The sequence below is a fragment of the Chloracidobacterium sp. genome (assembly GCA_016711345.1).
Taxonomy (GTDB): Bacteria; Acidobacteriota; Blastocatellia; order Pyrinomonadales; family Pyrinomonadaceae; genus OLB17.
Window position 1 is genome coordinate 2,679,251 of record JADJTD010000001.1, and the last position, 16,805, is coordinate 2,696,055.

Sequence of the window (16,805 nt, forward strand, 5' to 3'; positions counted from 1 at the left end):
GGCATTTGTGATATGAAAAGGAGAAGATTGTAGTACGTCGTGTGCCGTATGATCGGAGACAGGCTCAGAAAAACTGTTTGCGAGTAGCGACTCAGTTTCGGCTAGCCACTTTACAGCTCTGTCGTTTGCCGGATTGATGGTCAGTACATTATTGAGAAATGCGATGCGTTCTTCCGGATAATCGCTGATCGATGAAAGCCACATCCAAGCATCCTCGCTAAACGAGTCTATTTCGGTCGCCTCCATTAACAATTGGCGAGCGTCCTCACGTTCACCATTCTTAGCAGCTACAATACCCTTTTGCAGCAATCTCTGAAATTCGGTTGAGCTTGAAAAATTGTTCTCTTCAAACGGTGCGATGTTAACCGGTGGTGTTGTGGCAACGGCGGATTCAAATTCTAATCTCATAAGCGGTGGTAAGAAAGACGGTCTATTGTCCTAAAGAGAATGGTGGATGCGTTGAAGACAGTTCAGCGCTCTTTTCAAATACTTCATAAAGCAATACTGATGCCATTAAGAGAGACTGATTCAGCTTTTGTGAAAGCGGCCGAATGCCCATAAAATAAAGGCGGAAACGCTTAGTTAAAAAGTTAGTTCCATGGGCGCCGTTAGAAAGACGTGAAAGTGACAAAAAACGGCACAATTCATTGACAAAAAGAAGTAAAATTTTGCGACCAACGCGGCTGAGTTATGACTCAAAACAAATCCAAATATGAAGTGATAATTGCCGGCGGCGGGCCAGCGGGACTTTCTGCGCTGCTTTGGTGTAAGGATTTAGGGCTGGATGCCATTTTAATCGAGAAAGAAAGCGAAACTGGCGGCCAGTTGCTTCGAATTCATAACATCGTCAGAAACCATCTTGGGGCAGAAGGGGTTAATGGACGCCATCTGAGAGACGCGTTTTTGCGTCAGCTGGAAAATCAGAAATTTCAATGGATTACTGATGCGGAAGTAATCGAGGCCGATCTTGGTCAAAGGATAGTGACTTTGTCGAATGGTGCAAAATATTCAGGCCAGGCAATAATAATCGCGACGGGAGTTCGGCGACGAAAATTGAACGTGCCGGGCGAAGAGGAGTTTTTCGGAAAAGGAATTTTGGAGTCCGGGTTCAAGGCCCGAGATGATGTAAAAGGAAGAGATGTTTTGATCGTTGGCGGTGGCGATGCGGCGCTTGAAAACGCACTTCTCTTAAGTGAAACTGCGGGGAAAGTAGTAGTTGTGCATCGTCGGAATGAATTTACGGCGCGTAGGGAATTTGTTGAAAAAGCAAAGGGCTCAAGAAATATTGACTTTATTTTTAATGCGCAGATCTCTGAAATTAGAGGGAACAATGGCGTCGAAAGCGTTGAGATCCGGCATCGAAATTCTGAGAGCCGATCGCGGATCAAGACAAATATCGTACTTATACGTATCGGCGTCGAGCCGAACACGGAGATATTCCGTGAGCAAATCGACCTTGACGATGCAGGATACGTAATCGTCGACGCGAATTGCTTGACGAGCGTGCCACACGTTTACGCCGTTGGAGATGCCGCAAATCCTATTGCTCCGACTATCAGCGTCGCCGTCGGTAATGGATCGGCTGCGGCAAAAGCGATATTCGCGGAATTGATATAGTTGGCTGTTTCCGTATGCGAACGATAGAATGAGTGAAACTCTACTGCTGCAAATTTCAAGTTGGAGGCTGAAAAAAATATGAAATTAAGAACATCGCTGCGATTGTTGGTTATCGTTCCCGCTATGGCAGTCATATTATGCACACCTTTGTATGCCCAGATTGGAAATAGCATCAGCGGGTACGTCTTTGGCTTAAATCGCCGACCGATGGCCGATCTATATGTGGAGTTGACGGATGACTATGGTCGGACCCTTGGCCGAAAACGTACTAGCGGGTCTGGGTTTTTCAGATTCGACGGGATGGCCCAAGGTCGGTTTGTACTAAGGGTCATGACAGCCGGCACCGATTACGAAGAAAAAGAGGAGACGGTCGAGATCGATAATATTACATCCACCGACAGTACCGGAGCCACGAGGATCAGAGGCCATGCAAATGAATCGCGGGACATCTATTTGCGGTTGCGACGGGGCTTGACGCCGACGAATGCTGTAGTATTTGCACAGGATGTTCCACCTGAAGCAAAGAAACTTTACGAAAAAGCTCTGGATGATCTTGGAAATAAGCGAACTTTGGAGGGGCTTTCGAATCTACGATCGGCATTAGAGGTCTTCCCGAAATATTATCTTGCTCTTGAAAAACTCGGAACAGAATATATTAATCTGGGACTTCCCGAAGGATATAAAGCAGCCGAGATCCTTTTCGCGACAGCTGTTGAAGTAAATAAGCGTGGATATGGAAGTTGGTACGGAATGGCATACGCTCGTTATTCGCTCGGTAATTTTTCGGACGGGTTGACCGCAGTGCAAAAGGCTGTTGAGCTTAGCCCCAGCAATCCCAACACAGTGTTTTTGCATGGAGTTTTGCTGAAGAAAACCCAAAAATACGCCGATGCGGAAAAACAACTTATCAAGGCCAGAGATCTGTCAGATGACAAACTTCCGCGGGTTCATTGGGAGCTGGCAACACTTTATGGTAACAACTTACAGCGTTATGCCGACGCTGCGAGAGAGTTGAAATTATTTTTGAAAGCACAGCCGGATGCGAAGGACGCAGAAAACATCAAGAAACTAATTGCCGACTTTGAAGAAAAAGCTAAGAGCTCCGTAAACAAATAGAAGAGTAATTTGATCTAATGGGTTTCAAAATAAAAAAAGCCATCCGATTTCTCGGATGGCTTTACTAATATCAGTTGCCTGATCAGAATGTGAAACGGATTCCGTAGCGGAGCTGCCGTTTAGCCATATTAGCCGAATCAATGTTGTAAAAGGGATTTTTCCCCGGGCCTGTTGTCGCTAGTTCCACCAATTCCGGCGAACCACTCACCTGAAAGGTTTTATAAGCGGCAATCAGCAAACACTGTTGACTTCCCGCACACGCGGCCGTGTCGGCAGGACTCACAAGATTGAATCTCGCGTCCAACGGATTGAAATTAGTGGTATTTATGATATTACCACCCTGCCCGCTGGGGTTGAGGCCCCTGTTGGTGACAATGAACTGATTGAACACGTTGATCGCGTCAGCATCAAATTTTAGAGCATACCGTCCGTCTCTGCCAAATTTGATATTGTGCGAGACAGAAAAATCAGTCTGTGAAAAGGTAGGGGTTCGTCCCAGATCACCGCGCTTGGTCAGAATGATCTGCGCTATGTTGTTGATATTAACAAACGACGTTATCAGAGTTCCACTCTGTAAGGTCGTGAACACACCGAAATCGGTCGTGTTCGACTTCCACAGCCCAAGCTTCTCCCAACCTAAACTGTAACCGCCTGAGAACTTGAACACATGCGGTCGGTCCGTTGCGAGAAGTCCGTTGTCTGGTCCGCCAGCGGCAGTGAAACCTGCGTGCGGTTGGTCAAAATAACGGTTAACATTCGGGCTGAGACGGCCTTCTTCATCAGAACTGGCCAAGCCGCCATAGTTTCCGTAGAGACGGCTCCATGTGTAGTTTGCCTCAAACATGAAGTTATTGGAGTACGCTCTGTCAAATTTGAACTCAACTGCGTCGAAATCGCGTTGTGGTTTCGGAGCAAGCGTTCCAAATGCGTCAGCCTGTTCTTTATACAGACCTTCGCCTGGGTTGCCGATGATGTAGTATTCGCTACCCTCCGAATTAGGGAATCCGGCATCCTCGATCGCGTGAATAACCTGCTTTCGAGTATATCGGGCAGAAAAAGTGTAAAGTTTGAATAACTGGCGTTGAAACGTAAATGTGATTTCACGCTGAGTAAATGGTTTGATGTTTGGATCAATACCGCCAACCTCGGTTAGAGGGCCGCCGCTATTTGAGGAAACGCGGAAGTCCACGTCGCATCTAACACGTCCGATCACCGGAGTTACCGTATTCAAAGGACATGCGCCTCCCGGAACCGGGCCGCCACCAGCACCAAAGATCAGATCTCTACCACCCGCGGTTAACGAGGCCAAAGTATCCCCTGGGAATAATTCAAAAAAGACATCGTGGAATTCGTCACCACCGAAAGAGCCGCGAGGTAATTCCAACTTGAAGCGGTCAAAGAAAAGGCCGTAGAACGCCGAAACTTTCGTCTTACCATCGCTGGTAAGAGCATAAGCCGCTCCCAATCTCGGGGTTATCTTGTCGCTAAAGCTGAAGTTCATTCCGGGAAGGCCAGGAGCATAACTTGGGACATCTTCCTTTTCAGTTCTAAAGCCGAGATTCAATCTGAGCCTGCTGGTTACCTGCCATCCGTCTTGAAGATAAATAGCTGTGTTTGAGCTGGCGACATTGCCACGGGTTTTGAAGGTTGAAAGCCTAGCGGAACCAATAGCGCCGGGAGTGGTGGGAATTGACCTTCCGGAGTAGTTGCCGACCGTTGCAAGGCCGGTACTGCCCGAACGCAGAGTAATTTGATCGGTCGTTCCCTGAATAACGTCGTTAGCGATATTGCTGCGTGCAAAGCCGCCTTTCAGTTCATGACGTCCGCCTGCTTGGAAACTGTATGTCGCGTCAGCGTCATACTGATCGCGTGTCGTGACGTCAAATTCCGTGTTTGAAACCGCGATCACACCATTATCCTGGTTTGGGCTGGCGCGAACGCACCCAAAGCCGGCAGGATACTGAGCAGAGCTGAACGGAATGTTTGTACAGACGATTCTCGGCGGGCCAATGCTGGCAATACCGTACGCCCCTAGTTTCTCATTAAGGAAATAATGGCCGAGCCTACCGGTAATGATCAGGTTGCTGGTAGCGGTGTAGGTGCCTGATCCTGTGATGCTCATCGAGTTTTGACGACCGCCTCTGATGCTGTTAGCGGCGGCACTCTGGTAAGCATTATTGAGCTCCGTCGAGTAGCCGGGAAGAAGGCCGGTCTGAGTTACAGGATTCCAGCTAACTTTACCCATCAAGCCCAGTTTGTTGAACAAGCTGGCATCGAGACGTCCCGAAGCTGCTTCTGTTCGCTGCTTAAAGTTGTAAGTCTCGACTCGTCCGGTCGGAACGCGGTTGCCGTCCAAAAATACAAGTGTGCGGCTCTGGGTGAAAATTCTCGGCGAATAATTCCCCAAAAACCAGAGATTGTTCTTTAAGATAGGCCCTGAAACGCTGCCCGATGGGTTGGTTTCGTTGTATTGGGAATATCGGTTTGGGTACCACTCCGGTCCGCCGTTGCTGCCGGTGCGGAGAATTTGTGCTCCGATAGGTTCCAATTTTGAGCTTCGGAACTGAGTGCCGAATTCACCATGAAATTCTGGTCCGCCACCCTTCGTTGCGACAATGATCACGCCTCCGGTAGCTCCGCCATACTCGGCTTCAAATCCGCTCGACTTGACCTTAACTTCCTGAACCTGTGAAAAAGGGATGTTGCTGTTGGCATCGAGAACGCCGGTCCTAAGGTTTGTAACTTCCTGACCATCGATAATGAATGTGTTCTCAGATCCGCTAGCTCCGTCTATTTGGAACTGTCCTGATCGTGCTTCCGGCCTGGTCGACGCGGTGACCTTCAAGATGGACGAGAAGCCCGTGCCCTTTGGAAGCAGTTCCGCGGTACGCGCGGAAATTGAGGATTCGACATCTGAGCGTGTAGTGTCGATCGCTATCGCGTCATTATTTACAATTACGTCAATGTTCTGGGTTGCCGACATTGTCAGCGTCCTTGACGTTGTGCGGCCAAGGGCAATTTCTACATTGGTGAGTTTTTGTTCACCAAATCCCTGTTGAGCCGCAGCGGTAATGGTATAAGTTCCTGGCGGAATCTGGATTATGCGAACAAAACCTTCGTCGTTCGTCGTAACCGTCCTTCTGAAACCGGTTGTCGAGCCCGAGCTGCTGACCGTAATGGCAACACCCGGAACCACGGCTTCGGCCTGGTCCTTGGTTGTAATTTCTAAACCTCCCGTAGTTTCCTGTCCGAACGAAACAATCGCGAACAAGGCCACGAAAAGGAGCGAAGTCAATACAAAACGTAAATCCCTTTTCATTAGATCCTCCTAAAAATCTTTCTACAAAATTTCTTCTTCTTGCAGTATGGAAAAATGCGAAAAAATAACAGGCTTTTGCCAATATTATTATCGGATTTTGCCGCTGGGTAGAGGTGCTGCAAACTTATACCCTTTAGAGGCAAGTTTTGTGCCTGTCTCTGGCTACGGCGTAGATGTTGCAAATAAAGCATTTAGCGGCACTATGGCGCCCTAAATGTATCGCAAGTCTCCAAATTTATGAATTTCCAAACTAGAAAGATGAATATACCAATTTCAGGTAGGGAAATCAATTCATTGAGCGGCGAAGGAGTCATTTCCAGTGGGCCGATGCAGATGCCGAGTGTCGTTGATCGCAAGTACGCGAATATTTCGCGGCCCACGGAGCTCAAAGCGGTTGATGCCGCAGTTGGAAGTGACGATCCAAGGGGTTTGTTTCGTCTCGCGGTTTATCGCCCCAAGTAGATTGAGAGTAAGGAAACAGATTGCTCCGGTGTGGGAAAAAATGGCGATTTTCTCGCCCGGATTTGACCGCACTATTTCATTAAACTTTGCCATGAGCCTGCGAAGCAACTGACGATAACTTTCTCCGCCGGTGATGACGTGATGCACTGTGCGGTTTACAAGTGCGTAGTAATCTTTTGGAAAGGTTTGTTTTGATTCGTCAAATGTTAAACCTTCGAGCACGCCGACGTGGCGTTCGCGAAAGGCCTCAGACGGGTTGACCGGCAGACCGAGCAGTTTTCCAAGCGGTTCGGCAGTCTGCATTGCCCGAAGCAGATCGCTCGAATAGATGACGCTGATGCCCTCTTTTGCAAGCACTTTCGCCGTCTTTTCAGCTTGTTCCCGCCCAAGATCAGAAAGCGGCGTCGGCCCATGCCCACCAAAACGCCCCTCAGCATTTCCGGCAGATTGGCCGTGGCGTATGAGATAGAGACGTGTGGGTTGTGGCATAGAGTCAGGTCCGATTTTCAATAACTAAGCAGCAATTGCCTCAGCCTTTAGTTTTTCGGTTTGAAAATGGGTTCGTAGAGCGTCTATAAATTCGTCGAGCTGGCCGTCGAGTACTAGGTCGAGTTGGTGGACGGTCATGCCGATTCGGTGGTCCGAGACGCGATTTTCTTTGAAATTGTAGGTTCGTATCTTTTCCGAGCGGTCGCCGCTACCGACCATCGATTTGCGTTCGGCGGAAAGCTCATCGTGCTGCTTTTGTTCTTCAAGCTCCTGCAAACGAGCTCGAAGCACACGCATGGCCTTTTCGCGGTTCTTTATCTGCGATTTTTCGTCCTGCATCGAAACGACCACATTTGTCGGCAAGTGCGTGATGCGAACGGCAGAATATGTTGTATTTACCGATTGTCCGCCGGGACCGGAAGAGCAAAAAGTGTCGATTCGCAGGTCGTTTTGATCGATTTGAATATCAACTTCTTCGGCTTCGGGCAGAACGGCAACTGTGATCGCCGACGTGTGAATTCGCCCGCTCGATTCGGTCTGCGGCACGCGCTGGACACGGTGAACGCCCGATTCGAAACGCATTTTCGAGTAAACGTTGTCGCCCTCGATCACGGCGGTCGCGTCTTTTATGCCGCCAACGCCGGTGTCGGACATTTCGAGAATGTCCATTTTCCAGCCTTGGCGCTCAGCGTAACGGGCATACATACGCAAGATTTCAGCAGCAAAAAGCGTCGCTTCGTCGCCGCCTGTTCCGGCGCGAACCTCTAGAATTACGTTCTTCTCGTCGTTCGGATCTTTTGGCAGAAGCAGAACTTTCAGTTCTTCCTCGGCATCGGGCAGTTTTTCTTCGATCTCCATGATCTCAAGCGTCGCCATCTCACGCATTTCGTCGTCGTCAGTCGCATCAAGAAGGTCTTTTGCACCTTTTAGAGCCTCCTGCATCTTGCGGACCTCGCGATATTTTTCGACTACCTCGCCAAGGCTGCGATGCTGTTTCATCAACTTCGCATACACCGACATATCCGACATAAACTCAGGCTGTGATATCTGCGCCGTCAGCTCGTCGTAGCTTTTCTCAATTTGTGCAAGTTTCTCAAACATATAAATCGTTTCACCACAGAGAACACAGAGGAAAAAGAAAGCTATTTATTATCTCTGTGATCTCTGTGCCCTCTGTGGTTAAATTTCTTTAGGCCGAAACTGGCTCCAATTTGAGCGATTCGTCCAGTGCTTTGATCGCGACTTCGAGCTGCTCTTTGTCGGGTTCCTGGGTTGTGATATTTTGTAACCAAAGGCCCGGCATCGTCATGAACTTAAAGATCGCGCTCGATTCTTTTTTAGCGGCGTAGCGAATGACCTCATACGAAAGTCCCGCGACGAGCGGCATCAGAGCGATACGGACCAAAAGGTTCATCCACATCGCCTCGAAATTTATCACCGAAAAAAGAACTATAGCGACAAGCATCACGACCATCAGGAACGAAGTGCCGCACCGTGGATGCTGGCGTTTTTGAAGAGTTGCGTTGTCGGGAGTCAGTTCGAGGCCTTTCTCCCAAGTAAATACAGTCTTGTGCTCGGCACCGTGATATTCGAACACGCGGCGGATGTCTTTCAAATACGACATCGAAAATATCATAATAATGAAAAACACCATGCGAATAATGCCGTCTATCAGGTTGAATAATACCCACGTGCCCAGCGAGTCGAGTTTGATCCGCCAGACATATGCCATTACAGTGTCAAACCAACCGGCACCCGCTGCCAACGTCGGTGCTCCGGCCCATCCGAGGCTTATGAACAGGAGATTTGTCAGAATCAGCGGAGCCACGATAAACAGCAGAATATTAAATCCAAGTGCAAAGATTATTGAACCGACCGCAGTTGCAGATTGTCCTGCGGCCTTCGCTTTTGATGGCTGCTTATCCTTTTCCGGCATGATGACCTTTACCGGTGCTTTAAGAAAATTGTCGTCCGTCGTGCCATCGGCAAGCACAGCCTGAACCTCTCCGGCCTTTGCTTTTTCAAGCTCTTCTTTTGCAGTTAGATCTTCTTCGTATATCTTTGCCGAAAAATTCAATGCCTTGACCCCGAGCGCCATCGATTGGATGAGCGTTGCTCCGCCGCGAAGTACGGGCGTGTTGAGCCACTTATATTTATCGCTCCATTTCGGCAGCTTTTCGGCGGTCGAGACGATGGTGCCGTCCTGTTTGCGGCAAGCGATCGCGTACGCCGACGGTGTGCGCATCATTACGCCTTCCATAACGGCCTGTCCGCCGACGATCAGGTCGCGTTCGAGGGCAAATATTGTATGGAGAAATCTAAGTTTTCGTGCTGTCGATCTACTATTCATAGTGCTTTATTAGATAGTATTTGGGCCAAAATAGATGGTAATCAAAAATCAAAAATCTAAAATCCAAAATAAAAAAGACGCCAACCTTATTTTACCTTTCGCGGGCGTGAATTAACACACTTTTAGCGATCGGCGCTTTCGGGTCGGCGTCGGATTTTATTTGCTAATATCTGTCAGTAAGTAAACTCAATCGATCAAATACCTTATTCTGCGGCCTCAACGACGGCTGCTCCGCGTGCATAACGCTTGTTAAAGCGGTCAACGCGTCCGGCCGTATCGACTAATTTCTGCTTGCCGGTGAAAAACGGATGACATGCAGAGCAAATTTCTATATTCAGGTCCTGGCCCATAGTGGAACGCGTCTTAAACGTGCTCCCGCAGGCACAGATGACTGATATTTCGTTATAATTCGGATGTATTTCTGGTTTCATAATCTCACTTCCTTCGCCGTATATAAGCGATATGCGATAAACCGCAAACTTACATATTACGCCTAAACACTCATTTGGTCAATCTCTGGCGTGTTCCCGGCGGGAGATGCAAGCGGTATGGTTTGAAACCCTTGTGTTTTGGGCGTCTCTGAGATGTTTCTCAATATTCGCGTCGGGACAGGTGGTTCGGGAGGTTTGGGCGAAATTTTTGGCCTTTTTACAATCTTAAGCTTATAACTACTGTTTATTCAATGATTTACGGGAAATAAGCTCCAAAAAGCCATCGGAGACCCCCAAAAAAGCCACCTTTAGACCCCAAAAAGCCATCGGAGACCGCCAAAAAGCCATCGATGGAGAGCGTCATTTTGCGACAATTTGGCAATGACCAGTTTCAAGCCGCAACGCCAGCGTCGCTGACGTTTTGGAATCCACCAACGCTCATCTCATCAACGGATCTCACTGTTTTTGCCGCTTCAGCTAAATCGTCTTCGTCCACTGACCTCAAGGTTTCTGCCGAATCAGTTTCATTGACTTCGTCAGAAATTTCGGCAGTATTTTGAGTTGATCTCTGTATTAATTTTTTTTGCGACTTTATTGGAAGAAGTTTCCCGCAAAGACGCAAAGACGCAAAGAAGAGAAACAAGCTGTCAGCTAAAGTACTAATTAAAATGTCTAGGAGTCCAGCCGTTGACGATCTGCAATATTCTAGCCAGTCAAGACATTTTTGACGAGCGACGGAGCGGCTGAGTCCAAACGGAGATCGTTTGTCCAGAATTCATCGCAGTTGAGATGCAGAGCCGTTGCCAGGTGAAGAGCGTCGGGAGTTTTTAAAGAAGTGAAATCCGCACGTAGTTGAGCCGCTTTGCGAAAGACCTCACTAGTCATCGGCAAAATATCCACCATGCGAAACCAATTTTCAAACTTATCTATCAAGGCTTGATTGTGCTCGCGTAGGGGAACTACCAAACATTCCAACTGGGTCAACGGCGATATACAAATCCTTGAGTCCGCTCTTGTTGCCAACGCACTTTCAAGTTTGGTAGCAAATGCAATGTTTTCCTCAACCAGATAGATCGCCAAACACGAATCCAGAAAGATCGAAGATTCCGCTAATCCCATGAGTTGCGATTTTCCTCAATTTGAGCTTCCATTTCTTCTGGGCTTCGACGCGCCTCGACGGGTAAACGGTTACTACGCAGAAAGTCCAGCACCGCCGTGACATTTCCTGACTTTGTCCCGTTGCCGTTTTCCAACACTGTTACCAAAGCCCTCGACGTGGTCTTCACCTCGATCGGTTCGAGCAAGGTGATCGATCCATCAGGTTTTATTTCCGCCTCAACTGTTTGCAACATCTTTTTTGCCTCCAAATTAGTGTAGCACAGGCGCTTTAAGTCGCCAGAAGGCTTTGCTTAGTCAAATGATCAGTGCTAATTTCTCAATTTTCACTACGTTTTGCAATTAGAAATAGATGGTATATAGTGAAGGTGTTTTTTAGTAGTTACATGTTGTTTCGCCCCCACGGAACCTGCTGTTATTTAGCTTCTTCCCCCGGACGAGTTATCCCAGACCTCGAGTCCACACTCGAGCCTAAACAAAAAGGGTGTCAAAAAAAATGAAAAACTCACACGCACACATTTCAAAAATGTTGTTTGCAATAGCCATCACCTGTTTAACATGGTTTACCCCCCCGTTAACGCTCAAATAGGTCCTAGTCCTAATGCAACTAGTACTCCCAATTACGGCATTTACGGAACTGCACCGACTCCAGCCGGTACGCCTTGGACATGCGGAACACCAGCGTATGCAAATCTCCAAGATTACCCAGAAGTTGAGGGCGGGTTGAATTACACTTTGCCACTCAACGGCTCAGGTAACTTTAATTTCTATTACAATTCCGACGGAACCGGTTTTCTGTCTGGCGGCGGTTACAGAGTGGGTTACTTGAATTCCAGCGGAGCGAGTTGCTACGGAAGTGGCGACATTGTAACGTATAGTCCTAATAGCAACCACACAAACGGAGTTCAGGTTCGCCCTTTCAATAGTCCCCCTTCCATTCCGTATGGGGTTCATGGATTTGTTCTGGCGAAAATACCAGGCGGAGGAGGCTCTACTACCCCACTGGCAAATGCAACTGCGTCCCTCGCTAATTTTGATACCCCCGGACTATATTTTTGGAAAGAGAAAACAAATGGTATTGGGTACGTTTCAATTTATTATTCTAGTGACAATCCAGACGAATTTCTGCCTTACGGTTCTGTCTATGATCTAAAAATTTCAGGCATTATGTCGTTTGGCTCAACCAAATGCACTTTCATCTGGAATCCAGGAAGCTACGACATAATATGGGTTCCTGCCGGTGGTTATTTACACGACTACGATTTCGGCACCATAACCATTACATCGTCAAGTACCGGCTGTGCGCCATGACCAAGCCACGGGGAGCAGTGTTCATGCGAAGAAGGGTGCGAAACTAAGTGATTGGCAAACGTCATAAACGGAAAAGGGAGTTGTTGTAGTATGTTTGCAAGATGTAGACAGGTGATTTTTATCATTGTGTGGATTGGAACGTTTTGTTTTTCTTCTAGTATCTGTATCGGTAAAGAAGGTTTAAATGAGACTGTATTCACGAGCGGAACATCGGCAGTTTATACCTGGCATCAAACAGCAATTGCCGATTGGCAATTACCCTCAAGTTGGACGCCGGAACGAACAAATCCGGCGTCCGACGATATTCTAGTGTTCAATGCCAGTGGATTAACGACGGCGACAAACATTCCGACACAGACAATAGGTCAACTTACTGTTTCCGGCAATACTACTGTGAATTTTCAGTCTTCGAAGGTGACTGTTTTGACCATGATTGGCGCCAACGGTCTCGATTTGGCTGTTGAGCAAAACTCAGCTCTCAATTTCAACGGCTCAAGTGCGATTACCTTAAATCTCACTATCGGAGCTACAGCGGTTATTAGTGGTTCCATGACGTTTTCGTCATCAGGTGCGGTTAATCACAGGTTATTAGCCCTTAGCGAAGGCTCGGTGACGTTTGGCGAGGGGGCCGTCTTTACAGCGGAAGCAGGTTTTGCAGGCAATCCATTTGGAACTACTAATTTGAATTCTGTAACTTTTGACTCCGGTTCCACTTATATATGCATCTCAGGAAGTGATCCGTTTGGAGCTCCGGAGCCTAACTCAGTAGTTGCGTTTAAGGAAGGCAGTCTGTTTAGTCTTCAGGGAGATATTGTTCCTTCATTTTCTGGACGTTCCTATGCAAATTTTGAGATGAATTATTCTCCGGGCTACATTTTTGTGTACGGTTCCAGTGCCTGGACGGTGGACAACCTGACGATTAAGGCCGGAAAACTGGCCCCGAGTCTAACCGGAACACCCGGTCATTCGATCAAGGGAGATATCACGGTGATGCAGGGTTCCCGGTTGGAGTTTCAGGCTCCCTTTCCCGGAGTAACCATAAACCTGAATGGGCCCGCTCATCAAACCTTATCTAATTTTGGGGTCGTTGCTGTGATTCCGGGCAATACACTTGCTATCGACAATCCGGTTGGAGTGACAGTAACTACTGGGTGGATCGCTTGGAATTTAAAACTTATCAACGGTATTGTTACCATCGTCAATCCAGAGCCGATGTTTCAATTCCGTGTGCCAGGTACCGTAACTAGGGTAAATGGTTATATTGACGGCTACCTTTTGCGAGATGTTAATTTGAATGAGGCATTTACGTTCGACGTAGGAACCGCAAACGGCTATTCACCCATAACGGTAGACGTAACGGCCGGCCATGATTTTCCTTTGGGCATGGCGGTTAAGGCAGTTGAAACCGCTCAGCCGAATATGAATGATCCAACCAAGGCTCTTTCGAGGCATTGGCAAGTTTACGGACATCCCTTTATTGATTCTGCAAATATTACTTTTAGCTATCTTGATCCGACTGATATTCCTAAGACCGCAAACGAATCGAACTTTGTAATCCAAAGATACAGGAATGGTTTTACATCGCCCGCAGGAGTAATCGACACTCAGGCAAATTCTTACCGACTCACAGGTCTGAATGACTTTTTGCCCATCACAGACTGGACGCTTGCGGAACCAGGTGCGATTGGCGGAACGCCGACTGCGACGGCAACTCCGACAAGTACGCCAACGAATACGCCGGCGGAAACAGCGACGAGTACGCCAACGCCGACCACAACCAACACGCCGTTGGGGCGAGCGGCTTTTGATTACGACGCTGATGGTAAGACTGATAATTCGGTATTCAGGCCTTCGACGGGAGCGTGGTATCTGAATCAAACGCAAGCGGGGCTTTATGGGACTTTGTTTGGGTTTGGGTCGGATAGGATCGTTCCGGCGGATTATGATGGGGATGGGAAGACTGATATTGCTGTTTACAGGCCTTCGACGGGGATTTGGTATGTGTTCAACAGCGGCAGTGGAACGGTCGAGTATCATGTCTTTGGCCTTGAGGAAGACCTGCCGACGCCGGCGGATTACGATGAGGACGGCAAGGCGGATATTTCTGTGTTCCGGCCTTCGACGGGGACTTGGTATCGGCAGAATAGTTCGGATGGTTCTTACACTGGAATTCAGTTCGGAGCCTCCGAAGACAAACCGACAGTCGGAGACTTTGACGGTGATGGGAAATCGGACATTGCCGTGTTCAGGCCTTCGACCGGAGCTTGGTATCGGATAAACAGCGGCGACGGCTCGATCTACGGAGAGTTGTTCGGGTTTGGAACAGACGTTATCACTCCCGCAGACTACGACGGCGATGGCAAGACCGACCTCGCGGCCTATCGCCCGACTGACGGCATTTGGTATTTGAAATATAGCTCGAATTCAGTCTACGACTACAAGGTGTTTGGGCTGGCTAACGACATACCTGCACCGGGCGACTTTGACGGCGACGGTAAGGCTGACATCTCCGTCTTCCGACCTTCAGAAGGTAACTGGTATCGGCAGAACAGCTCGAACGGAGCGTTTATCGCATTCCAGTTCGGGGCCAATGGAGACAAGCCGACGATGACGGCTTTCAGATACTAAAATGCAAAAGCCCGCACGTTTGTAAGATTCGGTACATTCGATATTGAGTGTATCGCCCTTACTGACGTGCGGGCTTTTGCATCTGGCTTAGCCAACGTCATGCAAACGTAAAAAAGCCCGTCAGGCGATTGCGTGACGGGCTGGATACGAAGAAACTGAGTTCTTACTGACTATACCTTACTTGCTCGGTGCAGCCTGAACTGCTTCGGGGCGTGAAAGGCCAGGTGACTGGAAGATAACCGGCTGTGTCTGGGTGTCCGCTGGTGGATTCGGATTCGAATTTGAAGGCGGATTGCCGAGAGGCACAGGCTGGATGATCGTTCCACTAGGGCGAACGGTATTCTGCGATGGTGTCGCATAGTCCGGTCGGGAAATGCGTGGCGTAATAAAGAATAGTATCTCGTTAGTATTACGCTGAACGCCTTTACGCTTGAAGAGATTTCCGAGGATAGGAATGCCGCCCAATCCGGGTGTGCGGTCCTGGCTTTCTCGTTCATCGTCAAACAAAACACCGCCGACAACTGTCGTTCCGCCGTCGGGCACGGTGACTTCGGTCTTCATGCTCTGAGTGTTGATGGCAGGAGCCACGCCTCCGATAATGTTGGATGTTGAGCTGTTTTCTGCAACTACGCTGAGAATAATCATTCCCGTATCTGTAATCTGTGGGGTGATCGAGAGACGCAGCGGAACATCAACATAGGTTGTTGTTGCGATAATTGCGCCGCCGACCGTACTGCCCGGCTGAATTGTTGTGACTGGGATCTTTGTGCCGCTCTTTATCTCTGCGGCACGGTTATTAAGTGTCGTAATTCTTGGCGAGGCTATAATCTTTGCTTGTCCTTTCTGCTCACCAAGCGTGATAAGTGAACTCAGCGTGGCTGTGCCAAAAATGCCGGTCGTCAAACCAATTACGGTATTAGGTATGCTCGAGAGCAAACTATTGTTTGCGGGGTTCAATGGTAGACCAGAACCCGCTGGCAAACCATTGAGGGTCTTGACGGGAGGTATTCCCGGACCTGTACCCTGATTTGGGGGCAGGGTTCCACCCTGAATACCGCTGCCGTTCGCACCGTTTAACATAGCGAACATCTGAACGCCGATATCACGACTGAAGTTTCGCGAGGCAACAACGATGCGTGCTTCAATCTCGACCTGAGGTTCAGGCTGATCGAGGTATGCAACGAGCTGCCTTACAGCATCGAGATTTTCTCTTACATCGGTAACGATGAGAGTATTGGAGCGTTGATCGACCTCGATCGATCCGCGCCGCGACATACGTTTCTGAATTATGCCTAAAAGGCCCGAATCAGCACTGCTTGTAAAACCTTTCCCATCCGACTGCTTCGATCCATTCAATACTGAATTGACATCACCGTAAAGAGTCGCAACAGGGCTGCTAGAGTTAGTTCCTGCAGTAAGCTCATTTGCGGTACCGGCTACGTCCTGCAATTTTCCTTCTGCCCGTGCGTAATTCAAGCGAATGAACTCGGTGTAGAGCGGGGAATTATCCAGTTGGCCGTCACGGACCTTGAGCAAAACTGCTTGTTCGCTTGCGAGCGTGCCGGAATCAGCAACTCTAAGGATGCTGCCGTTGACCTGAACAGCCAAGCCTTGTGATCGGAGTACCGAGTCAAGGGCAACATTCCAGGGTACTTCGTTGACCTTAACTGTTACCGGTACATCTCTGACCGACTTGTCGATCACAAAGTTGATGCCGTATTGATCTGTAATGTAGCTGAGAATATCGCGAACATCTGCGTTTACGACATTTAGATTAATGGCTTCGCCGCGAAATCCCGGCTCGCCGTACATCTTGCCTTGCGATTGTGGTTCGACGACCTTTTGGGCGGCGATCGCAACGGTAAGTGTGCTAAGTAATCCTAATGCGATCACGATCTTTCTGACCGTTTCGCCTAATTTGCTAAGAGAATTCATGTTTCCTCCGTATCTGATTCGAATAGATCTC

General features: G+C 48.5%; 14 protein-coding genes. 6 read left to right on the plus strand and 8 right to left on the minus strand.

Going from position 1 to position 16,805, the window contains the following annotated elements:
* Nucleotides 1–690 precede the first annotated feature (690 nt).
* Nucleotides 691–1,617: an FAD-dependent oxidoreductase gene (locus IPL32_11140; protein MBK8466375.1), complete on the plus strand. Its 927-nt coding sequence runs from the start codon at nt 691–693 to the stop codon at nt 1,615–1,617.
* Nucleotides 1,618–1,695: 78 nt separating this feature from the next.
* Complete coding sequence (locus tag IPL32_11145) at nt 1,696–2,733, plus strand: hypothetical protein (protein MBK8466376.1); 1,038 nt, start codon at nt 1,696–1,698, stop codon at nt 2,731–2,733.
* Between the two features lie 82 nt (nt 2,734–2,815).
* On the opposite strand, the gene IPL32_11150 is transcribed toward IPL32_11145, so the two are convergent.
* On the minus strand, nt 2,816–6,052 hold the full coding sequence (locus IPL32_11150) for a TonB-dependent receptor (GenBank protein ID MBK8466377.1): 3,237 nt from the start codon (nt 6,050–6,052) through the stop codon (nt 2,816–2,818).
* 46 nt (nt 6,053–6,098) lie between these two features.
* Between IPL32_11150 and IPL32_11155 the strand changes: the two genes are divergently transcribed.
* Entirely contained in the window at nt 6,099–6,266 is a 168-nt protein-coding gene (locus tag IPL32_11155) for a hypothetical protein (protein MBK8466378.1), read from the plus strand.
* A gap of 77 nt (nt 6,267–6,343) precedes the next feature.
* Here the strand turns inward: IPL32_11155 and IPL32_11160 are convergent, their stop codons facing one another.
* The 4 genes from IPL32_11160 to rpmE all read right to left on the minus strand — a co-directional run bounded on the left by IPL32_11160 (nt 6,344) and on the right by rpmE (nt 9,784).
* Complete coding sequence (locus IPL32_11160) at nt 6,344–7,003, minus strand: histidine phosphatase family protein (protein MBK8466379.1); 660 nt, start codon at nt 7,001–7,003, stop codon at nt 6,344–6,346.
* A 24-nt stretch (nt 7,004–7,027) separates the two neighbouring features.
* The gene (gene prfA, locus IPL32_11165) at nt 7,028–8,104 is read right to left on the minus strand and encodes a peptide chain release factor 1 (GenBank protein MBK8466380.1); all 1,077 of its coding nucleotides are present in this window, start codon (nt 8,102–8,104) and stop codon (nt 7,028–7,030) included.
* Nucleotides 8,105–8,192: 88 nt separating this feature from the next.
* Complete coding sequence (locus IPL32_11170; protein MBK8466381.1) at nt 8,193–9,353, minus strand: DUF1385 domain-containing protein; 1,161 nt, start codon at nt 9,351–9,353, stop codon at nt 8,193–8,195.
* A 203-nt stretch (nt 9,354–9,556) separates the two neighbouring features.
* Complete coding sequence (gene rpmE / locus IPL32_11175; protein ID MBK8466382.1) at nt 9,557–9,784, minus strand: 50S ribosomal protein L31; 228 nt, start codon at nt 9,782–9,784, stop codon at nt 9,557–9,559.
* Between the two features lie 350 nt (nt 9,785–10,134).
* On the opposite strand from rpmE, the gene IPL32_11180 reads away from it, so the two are divergent.
* Entirely contained in the window at nt 10,135–10,344 is a 210-nt protein-coding gene (locus IPL32_11180) for a hypothetical protein (protein ID MBK8466383.1), read from the plus strand.
* Between the two features lie 145 nt (nt 10,345–10,489).
* On the opposite strand, the gene IPL32_11185 is transcribed toward IPL32_11180, so the two are convergent.
* Both IPL32_11185 and IPL32_11190 read right to left on the minus strand, forming a co-directional pair.
* Nucleotides 10,490–10,903 (minus strand): type II toxin-antitoxin system VapC family toxin, encoded by a 414-nt coding sequence (locus IPL32_11185; GenBank protein MBK8466384.1) that lies wholly within the window; start codon nt 10,901–10,903, stop codon nt 10,490–10,492.
* Nucleotides 10,894–11,136: a hypothetical protein gene (locus tag IPL32_11190; GenBank protein MBK8466385.1), complete on the minus strand. Its 243-nt coding sequence runs from the start codon at nt 11,134–11,136 to the stop codon at nt 10,894–10,896. Before IPL32_11190 ends, IPL32_11185 begins: the two co-directional genes overlap by 10 nt.
* A gap of 322 nt (nt 11,137–11,458) precedes the next feature.
* Between IPL32_11190 and IPL32_11195 the strand changes: the two genes are divergently transcribed.
* Together IPL32_11195 and IPL32_11200 are read left to right on the plus strand one after the other, a co-directional pair.
* Nucleotides 11,459–12,211, plus strand: a complete 753-nt coding sequence (locus tag IPL32_11195; GenBank protein MBK8466386.1) for a hypothetical protein — start codon at nt 11,459–11,461, stop codon at nt 12,209–12,211.
* Nucleotides 12,212–12,301: 90 nt separating this feature from the next.
* The gene (locus IPL32_11200) at nt 12,302–14,839 is read left to right on the plus strand and encodes a VCBS repeat-containing protein (protein ID MBK8466387.1); all 2,538 of its coding nucleotides are present in this window, start codon (nt 12,302–12,304) and stop codon (nt 14,837–14,839) included.
* Nucleotides 14,840–15,016: 177 nt separating this feature from the next.
* Here the strand turns inward: IPL32_11200 and pilQ are convergent, their stop codons facing one another.
* On the minus strand, nt 15,017–16,774 hold the full coding sequence (pilQ, locus tag IPL32_11205) for a type IV pilus secretin PilQ (protein MBK8466388.1): 1,758 nt from the start codon (nt 16,772–16,774) through the stop codon (nt 15,017–15,019).
* Nucleotides 16,775–16,805 lie beyond the last annotated feature (31 nt).

Bases quoted from the DNA above. Each gene is read 5' to 3' on its own strand.
- IPL32_11140 (MBK8466375.1), top strand. From the start codon at position 691: ATGACTCAAAACAAATCCAAATATGAAGTGATAATTGCCGGCGGCGGG.
- IPL32_11145 (MBK8466376.1), top strand. From the start codon at position 1,696: ATGAAATTAAGAACATCGCTGCGATTGTTGGTTATCGTTCCCGCTATG.
- IPL32_11150 (MBK8466377.1), bottom strand. From the start codon at position 6,052: ATGAAAAGGGATTTACGTTTTGTATTGACTTCGCTCCTTTTCGTGGCC.
- IPL32_11155 (MBK8466378.1), top strand. From the start codon at position 6,099: ATGGAAAAATGCGAAAAAATAACAGGCTTTTGCCAATATTATTATCGG.
- IPL32_11160 (MBK8466379.1), bottom strand. From the start codon at position 7,003: ATGCCACAACCCACACGTCTCTATCTCATACGCCACGGCCAATCTGCC.
- prfA (MBK8466380.1), bottom strand. From the start codon at position 8,104: ATGTTTGAGAAACTTGCACAAATTGAGAAAAGCTACGACGAGCTGACG.
- IPL32_11170 (MBK8466381.1), bottom strand. From the start codon at position 9,353: ATGAATAGTAGATCGACAGCACGAAAACTTAGATTTCTCCATACAATA.
- rpmE (MBK8466382.1), bottom strand. From the start codon at position 9,784: ATGAAACCAGAAATACATCCGAATTATAACGAAATATCAGTCATCTGT.
- IPL32_11180 (MBK8466383.1), top strand. From the start codon at position 10,135: ATGGAGAGCGTCATTTTGCGACAATTTGGCAATGACCAGTTTCAAGCC.
- IPL32_11185 (MBK8466384.1), bottom strand. From the start codon at position 10,903: ATGGGATTAGCGGAATCTTCGATCTTTCTGGATTCGTGTTTGGCGATC.
- IPL32_11190 (MBK8466385.1), bottom strand. From the start codon at position 11,136: ATGTTGCAAACAGTTGAGGCGGAAATAAAACCTGATGGATCGATCACC.
- IPL32_11195 (MBK8466386.1), top strand. From the start codon at position 11,459: ATGGTTTACCCCCCCGTTAACGCTCAAATAGGTCCTAGTCCTAATGCA.
- IPL32_11200 (MBK8466387.1), top strand. From the start codon at position 12,302: ATGTTTGCAAGATGTAGACAGGTGATTTTTATCATTGTGTGGATTGGA.
- pilQ (MBK8466388.1), bottom strand. From the start codon at position 16,774: ATGAATTCTCTTAGCAAATTAGGCGAAACGGTCAGAAAGATCGTGATC.